5 protein-coding genes are annotated in these 7,478 nt (G+C 64.5%); 4 read left to right on the forward strand and 1 reads right to left on the reverse strand.

Going from position 1 to position 7,478, the window contains the following annotated elements; genetic code table 11:
- Positions 1 to 58: 58 nt before the first annotated feature.
- A complete protein-coding gene (locus tag VFZ66_21445) occupies positions 59 to 1,717 on the reverse strand; it encodes a hypothetical protein (GenBank protein ID HEX6291765.1) in 1,659 nt (552 codons plus the stop codon).
- Between the two features lie 301 nt (positions 1,718 to 2,018).
- Between VFZ66_21445 and VFZ66_21450 the strand changes: the two genes are divergently transcribed.
- The 4 genes from VFZ66_21450 (at position 2,019) to VFZ66_21465 (ending at position 7,212) form a co-directional block, all read left to right on the forward strand.
- Positions 2,019 to 2,705 (forward strand): PHB depolymerase family esterase, encoded by a 687-nt coding sequence (locus VFZ66_21450; GenBank protein ID HEX6291766.1) that lies wholly within the window; start codon positions 2,019 to 2,021, stop codon positions 2,703 to 2,705.
- A 128-nt stretch (positions 2,706 to 2,833) separates the two neighbouring features.
- The gene (locus VFZ66_21455; GenBank protein ID HEX6291767.1) at positions 2,834 to 4,711 is read left to right on the forward strand and encodes a hypothetical protein; all 1,878 of its coding nucleotides are present in this window, start codon (positions 2,834 to 2,836) and stop codon (positions 4,709 to 4,711) included.
- 202 nt (positions 4,712 to 4,913) lie between these two features.
- A complete protein-coding gene (locus tag VFZ66_21460; GenBank protein ID HEX6291768.1) occupies positions 4,914 to 5,810 on the forward strand; it encodes an AraC family transcriptional regulator in 897 nt (298 codons plus the stop codon).
- Positions 5,811 to 5,895: 85 nt separating this feature from the next.
- On the forward strand, positions 5,896 to 7,212 hold the full coding sequence (locus VFZ66_21465; GenBank protein ID HEX6291769.1) for an integrin alpha: 1,317 nt from the start codon (positions 5,896 to 5,898) through the stop codon (positions 7,210 to 7,212).
- Positions 7,213 to 7,478: the final 266 nt, after the last annotated feature.

Here is a 7,478-nt window from a genome sequence, read left to right on the forward strand (position 1 = left end):
CGCCGATCACCCGGCGCGCAGCCCGCATCACTCCAGCATCACCGCTCGGCGGCGGGCATCACTCCGGCAGCCAGCCGATAAGCGCGGCTCCACCGCTCGATCCCTCGCCCCGCAGCATCGTAAAGCTCCTGGTGCCGTCCGACGCAGCGCCGAGAACCGAGGCGGCGCAGCCCAGCCTTGGACAGCCGAAGAGGCCCACGGCAACGTACGCTCCATCGGGCGACCACGCAACCCTGTCGATGCGATTCGTTCCCTCGTGGTGCAGCACCTTGACGCTGTTGCCGCCGTTCGCCTGCATGACGTACACGACCATCTGATTGCCGCCCGCACCCGGCGGTATCGCGGGGCCGCTCCATGCATACGCCAGCCGTCTGCCATCCGGCGACCAGACCGGGCCTAGCTCCGGCTCAGGGCTGCTCGTCAGCGCGGTCAGGCCCGTTCCATCAGGCCGCACGACGTACACATCCCAGTTGCCGCTGCTCTCCGACTCAAAGGCGATCGATGAGCCGTCCGGCGACCACGTGGGAGCGCGGCCCTCGGCGGCGATCTGACGCAAGTTTGCCCCGTCGGCATTGACCACATAGATCGCGTTCTCCGAGTAGATCGTCGCAAAGGCAAGCCGCTTGCCGTCGGGCGACCAGGAGCCGCCGGATTGCATGCGTCCCGGCGTGCCAGCCATCAGCAGGATGTCGCCGCTCCCATCGGCGTTGATCACGTGCAGCCCGCGCTGGTCGGCGCTGCCCGACTCGTAGGCGATGCGCGTTCCGTCCGGCGACCAGGAGGCCACCACGACCGACGAATCGGCGTTGAGCCTCGTGATCGCGCCCGTGCCGAGGTCGATCGTGCAAAGCCCCTCAGCGCCATTGTGCGAGCAGCGCGTTGCCATGCGCCGCGCGTCCGGCGAGATAGCAAAGCCGCCTGAGCCGGGCCATCCCAGCGGCAGGCGCGTCACCCGGCTGCCGTCCGCTTTCACCGTATAGAACTGATCTGACAATACCAGGAGCCGACCCGGCAGCCCCGGATTGCTGTGGCGGATGAATGGTACGCGCGCCTCGTTGCCCAGCAGGCCAAGCAGCACCTTGTACTGATCGGGCTGATCAGGATGCCACTCGAAGCGGCCACGCTCGAACCACTGGGTCAGCACCCGATCGCCGCTGCTGTTCGTCTCCATGCGCGGCTCCGTCAGCGGCAGACCAAACAGCGCCAGGCTTTCGGCGTACGAGACGCCGCGCCGCCCATCGAACTCCAGGCCATGCGTTTGCCAGTAGGTCTTGAACCCGATGCCGGACGCCTGATTACAGACGGCGTGCTGTGTCTCCGCGAACCAGAGACAATCCGGCTGCGGGCCGCTGCCCCTGGGCTCAGTCTGCCAATCGATGTTCATCTTGCGCAGCACGTCGGCACCCAGGCGGCCCAAAAGCACATCGTAGGGACGCGGATTCTCCGGGTGTAGCTCGAAGCGGCCACGCTCAAACCACTGGGTCACAAATGACCTGCCCAGGTCAACGTTATACTCCCCGGCCATCGGTCGGACAGGATACCCGAAGACCGGCAGGCCGCCGTTCTGCTCCCAGTATGCGAGGAAGCGGCCTTCGAGGCACTGGCCTGTTTCTTGGAAGCAGCGCGGCCCCGGTGCCGCTGCCGCCGACATCGGCAGACCGGCGAAGACCAGCGCCAGCGCCAGCGTCGCCTGTAGCCGGTAAAAGATTCGTCGCATTGCACTCCTCCCATCACTCCTGTTGCATTGGACAGCCGAGCACATTGTAGCGCCGCGCTCTGAGGAATCATATGGAACACGTCGATCAGGATGGTTGCAGATCAATGATAATCCTTATACGATGCGCGGTCCTGGTGTTGCTAGGCTTCGTTATCGTACGTGCTATCCAGCGCCGCGGAGAGTGAGGATCGGCATGAGCCTGCGCCACAATCGCCGCCGCTTCCTGCGCATGGGGGGATCAAGCATCGTGGCCCTCGTATGCGCGGCCTGCTCCGGCAAGCATAGCCAGGGGGATACATCGATGAGAAGGAACAGACCGCACCAGACCGCACAGGGTCGTCTGCACGCGCGGCCAGCGGAGCCGCAGCAGACCGCGCCGCATGGCCTCCATCCGCTGGGCCTGGATGCTGGCCGCGACGGCCTGCTGTATGTGCCTGCCACGTACCAGGCGGATCGCTCGATGCCCCTGGTGGTGATGCTGCACGGCGCGGGTGGCAACGCCCGGCATGGCCTTGCGCCGCTGCGTGAGCTGGCCGATACGACGGGGCTGATCCTGCTCGCGCCCGAAGCCCGACGCCAGACCTGGGATGTGCTCTTTGGTCAGTACGGCCCCGACATTCGCTTCATCGACCAGGCGTTGCAACAGACCTTTAGCCGGTACGCGATCGATCCGGCGCGCCTCGCGATCGGCGGCTTCTCCGATGGAGCGTCCTACGCGCTCTCGGTCGGCATCACCAACGGCGATCTCTTCACCCATATCATCGCCTTCTCGCCCGGCTTTATGGTCCCGGATGAGCAGCGGGGCATGCCGCGCCTGTTCATCTCACACGGCATCCACGACGATGTTCTGCCGATCGACAGGTGCAGCCGCCGGATCGTGCCGCAGCTTGAGCAGGCCGGCTACGATGTGCGGTATCATGAGTTCGACGGCCCGCACACCGTCCCGCTGGAGATCGCCCGCGAGGCGGTGGCGTGGTTTACTGCCTGACAGAGACGAGCTTTTCACACACTCGATGAATCCGCGCGTCGCGGAAAGGCACTATACTAGAGCCTAGCGATACCACAGCGACTCGCGACCGATGAACATGCTGAAGAAAGAGACGATCGACGATTATCATGTCCAACCAACCAGATGCAGCCAGCCGCGCGCCTGAGCCGATCTACCACCAGCGCTGCGCCCAATTTGCCGAGCGCCGCGCCCACTATGCGCGGCTCAGCAGCCGCATGGCGAACGTCAGCATCACGCTGGTCGTCGCGGCGCTCGCCTGTGTCGGCGTCGGGCTGTGGCGCGATCTGCCGATCCTGTTCGGAGCTGCCGCGATGGGTGCCGTCGGCTTTGTTCTGTCGTTCGCCTATCACACACAGATCGATCGCCACCACCAGCGCTACGACGAGCTGTGGTCGATCAACGACGAGGCCTTCCGGCGGCTGCGGCGCGACTGGAAGACGCTTCCGTTGCGACAGCCCGCCAGCATCACCGGCGATACCCACTACGCCGCCGATCTCGATACGCTGGGCCACGCCTCGCTGCAACATCTGCTCAATACCGCCTACACGCCCACGGGGCAGATGACGTTGCAGCGCTGGCTGCTTGAGCCCGCCGCTCCCGCCGAGATCCGCGCGCGCCAGGCGGCGGTCGTTGAGCTTGCGCCGCTGCTCGACTTCCGCGATGAGCTGGCCTTCCACGGACGACAGATGGGCGGCGCGCAGGTCAAGTACGAGCTGTTCTTGCGCTGGGTCGAGGGCCAGCCCTGGCTCAGCCAGCGGCCCTGGCTGGTCTGGCTAACGCGCGCGATGCCGGTCATCACCTTTGGCAGCGCCATCGCCGACGCGACCGGCCTGCTCGATGTGCCGCTGTGGGCGCTCTCGATCTGGGTTCACATGGCGCTGATCCTGACGGTCGGCAAGCGCGCCGACGAGACGATCGAGCGCGTCTCGGCGCGGCAGAGCGCCGTCCGCATCTACGCCGATCTGTTCCATCTGATCGGCACGCAATCGTTCAGCTCGCCCGCGCTGCGCCGCATCCAGGCCGATCTCACGGCGGGCGGTCTGCGCGCCGACCAGCAGATGCGCCGCCTGGCGCGGATCATGGTCTTCGCCGACTTTCGCTTCTTCCTGCTCTTCTTCCCGATCAACCTGACGACGCTCTGGAACTTTCATGTGCTCTGGTTTCTTGAGCGCTGGCAGCGCACGGCCCACGATCGCGCGCGGATCTGGCTGAATGCCCTCGGCGAGATCGAGGCGCTCGCGGCGCTGGCGACGCTGGCCTACGATCAGCCCGACTGGATCGTTCCCACGATCGTCGAGGGGCAGCCGCCGCAGGTCGTGGCGCGCGGGATCGGCCATCCGCTGCTGGCGGACACAATGCGCGTCGCCAACAACGTGGCGATCGGGCCGCCCGGCACCTTTCTGCTGGTGACAGGCTCGAATATGTCGGGCAAGAGCACGCTGCTGCGGGCGATCGGCACGAATCTGGTGCTGGCGCAGGCGGGCGGTCCCGTGTGTGCGGTAGAGCTAACGCTGCCGCCGCTGCTGCTCGCCACCAGCATGCGGGTGCAGGACTCGCTTGAGCAGGGTGTCTCGTACTTCATGGCCGAGCTTCAGCGCCTCAAGCTCGTCGTCGATCGGGCGCAGCAGACGCGCCAGCAGGGCGATCGAACGCTGCTCTTTCTGCTTGACGAGATCCTGCACGGCACCAACACCAGCGAGCGGCTGATCGCGGCGCGGCAGATCATCCGCCATCTGCTGGCGCAGGGCGCGATCGGCGCTGTCTCGACCCACGATCTGCGCCTGGCCGATACGCCAGAGCTTGCCACCGCCGCGCAGCTGGTGCATTTCACCGAGACGCTTTCGCGCGGCCCCGACGGGCTGGAGATGCACTTCGACTACAAGCTGCGGCCCGGCATCGCCACGTCAACCAACGCGCTCAAGCTGATGGAGATCGTCGGCCTGCCGGTCGATGCGCTGGAGGAGCAGCCAGGCCCGGATCGCTGATGGTTGAGTCCTGGAGCAAGCAGCGCTATACTGGGGCCGAGTTCAAAGTTCAAAGTTTCCAGTTCTTCTCTTGTTCTCTTGTTCCTTTGTTCTTTGTTCTTTGTTCTCCGTCAGGCGGGGGAAAGAAATGATGGGGGACAACCCCCATACCCCCGGCCTGACGGCCCTTTGTTCTTTGTTCTTTCATGCTGGCAGAACCGCTATGGCAATTCCCGATCGAGTCATTTTTCAAAGCCCGACGCTGCGGCTCGGCCTGTTCCGCTGCCGACCCTACGAGCCGTGGTTTGAAGATACCGGGCCGATCAGCGGACACCTGATCGTGTTTCCCAGAACCCCGGTGTGCATCACCTATGCCGGTCATCAGCCGATTGTCACCGATCCAAATGTGGTGATGCTCTACAACGATCGGCAGGAGTACCGGCGGAGCAAGATCTCGGAGCGCGGCGATCTGTGCGAGTGGTTTGAGTTCGCTCCGCAGATCGTGCTGGATGCGCTGCGCCCCTACGACCCATCCGTCGATCGGCACCAGGTCACGCCGTTCACCCTCACCCACGGCCCAAGCGATGCCGACTCGTATCTGCTTCAGCGCGCGGTCGTGGAGCATATTCTCGGCACGGATCAGCCCGATCGCGTGTATGTCGAGGAGGCGCTTCTGGCGGTGCTCGGCAAGACGATCCACAACGCCTACCGCGCATCCGGCCTGCATCCAGGCAGCGCACGGTCGTCGGTCGCGTCGTCCGCCAGCGAGCTGACGTACGACGTTAAGCATTTTCTGGCAACGCACTTCAGGGAGCGGATCACCATCGACCAGATCGCCCAGGCGGTCTATTGCTCGCCCTACCATCTGTGCCGGATCTTCCGCCAGCAGACCGGCAGCACGATCCACAGCTATCTTAATCAGATCCGGCTGCGTACTGCGCTCGAATATCTTTCCCAGGGCACGGCAGATCTCGCCGGTCTTGGTCTTGAGCTCGGCTATTCCAGCCATAGCCACTTCACGCTGGCCTTCAGACGGGCGTTTGGCTCGGCGCCCTCGGCGCTGCGGCAGCGCGCCTCGACCAAAAAGATTCAGCAGCTCAGCAAGATTTTGATAGCCTGACCGCAGCCCGACGAGTATGCTCCAGGTAAGCATGGTGTGTGGATGATCCTGCACCTTCTCCCACCCTCAGAACTGGAGGATACGCATGCATGGCAAAACACGATTTCTGTTCCGCTGGTGCGTCCTCGCAGGCGTCCTGGCCGCGATTGGCGTCGGCCCGGTTGCCGCAGCCGATCCGTTCGTCGAGCCTGAGGCCGTCGCGCTGCACACGCTCACCGGGGAAGAGGTCGGCGATAGCTTTGGCTGGCTGGCCGAGAACATCGGCGACATTACCGGCGATGGCGTGAATGAGTTTATCACCACAGCGCCGAGCAATACAGAGAACGGGTCGTTGGCTGGCAAGATCTACGTATATTCGGGTCTTGGCGGGCCGCCGCTGCACACCGCCCTCGGCAATCCATCCGAGATCTTTGGCTGGAGCGGGTCGCGAGCGGGCGATGTGAACAACGACGGCGTGCCCGATTACATCGTGGGCGGGATCGGTACCAGCGCCGTGGCCGGACGAGTTGCGGTGTATTCGGGCGCGGATCACGCGGTGCTGCATGAGTGGACGGGCAATCCCGGCGAGTTGTTTGGATCGGGCGCTGCCGGGGCGGGCGATGTCAATCGCGACGGCTACGGCGATCTGATCGTCGGGGCGCAGTTCGTCAGCGCCAACGGCGCGAGAGCCGGACGAATCTATCTTTTCTCCGGCAGGGACGGCGCTCTGCTCTGGCTCCGCGACGGCGCGGCGGCGGGCGATCGGCTCGGCTCGGCGGTGGGCCTGGTCGGCGATGTCAACCATGACGGCGTTCCCGATCAGGTCGCGGGCGCGATGGGCGCTGGTCGTAAAGGTGGCGGCGCAGCCTACGTTTTCTCCGGCGTTGACGGGTCGATCATCTACACCCTGCATCCGACAGGTAATCCGGTCTTGTTTGGCCGCTTCTTCGCACTAGGCGCGGGCGATGTGAACGGCGACGGCACGCCTGACATCTTTGTCGCGGACTACAACGCCAGGCGCGGCGCAAACGACCTCGACGATCCGCTAGGGCTGGGAACGGGTCGTGCCTACGTCTTCTCCGGCGCTGACGGCTCACGGCTGCTTGTGCTCAACGCGGAGCAGAAAAATGACGGCTTCGGACCCGGTCGCGGCGTCGGTGATGTCAATCGCGACGGCTACGGCGATCTGATCGTGGCCGCCTACTCCTCAAGCGACGGAGCGCCGCTCGGCGGCAAAGCCTATCTCTACTCCGGTCGCGACGGCTCGATCATCCGCACCTTCACCAGCAGCCTCGCCAACGAATTTCTCGGCGTTGACGCGATCGGGATCGGCGATACGAATGGCGATGGCCTGACCGATTATGTTCTGACCGGCTTCGGCGCGACGCTTGGACATGTGTATATTGTTGCCGGAACGCCATAGCGTCCCTCAAGCAAGCAACAGCGCTCAGCGAGGCTTGGTCGTTCCAAGCCTCGTTGTTATGTCCAAATAAAGGTAAAGGCGACACGGGAGAACATGGTGGGGCCACCCCCACACCCCCAACCTCGCGGCGCTCGGTCCTTTGTTCTTTCTTGATGGCGTGCCATATGCTGAGAGCAGATCGCCACACAGACCGGATTGAATCGACAAGGAGCAGACATGGACGAGCAGCGGACGAGCAGCGGGACTCCCGCGTGGGTCAAGGATGC

This window comes from Herpetosiphonaceae bacterium, from assembly GCA_036374795.1.
In the GTDB taxonomy this organism is placed as follows: Bacteria; Chloroflexota; Chloroflexia; order Chloroflexales; family Kallotenuaceae; genus LB3-1.

Excerpts from the sequence above, each read along its gene's own strand:
- VFZ66_21445 (HEX6291765.1), bottom strand. The coding sequence starts at position 1,717 with ATGCGACGAATCTTTTACCGGCTACAGGCGACGCTGGCGCTGGCGCTG.
- VFZ66_21450 (HEX6291766.1), top strand. The coding sequence starts at position 2,019 with ATGAGAAGGAACAGACCGCACCAGACCGCACAGGGTCGTCTGCACGCG.
- VFZ66_21455 (HEX6291767.1), top strand. The coding sequence starts at position 2,834 with ATGTCCAACCAACCAGATGCAGCCAGCCGCGCGCCTGAGCCGATCTAC.
- VFZ66_21460 (HEX6291768.1), top strand. The coding sequence starts at position 4,914 with ATGGCAATTCCCGATCGAGTCATTTTTCAAAGCCCGACGCTGCGGCTC.
- VFZ66_21465 (HEX6291769.1), top strand. The coding sequence starts at position 5,896 with ATGCATGGCAAAACACGATTTCTGTTCCGCTGGTGCGTCCTCGCAGGC.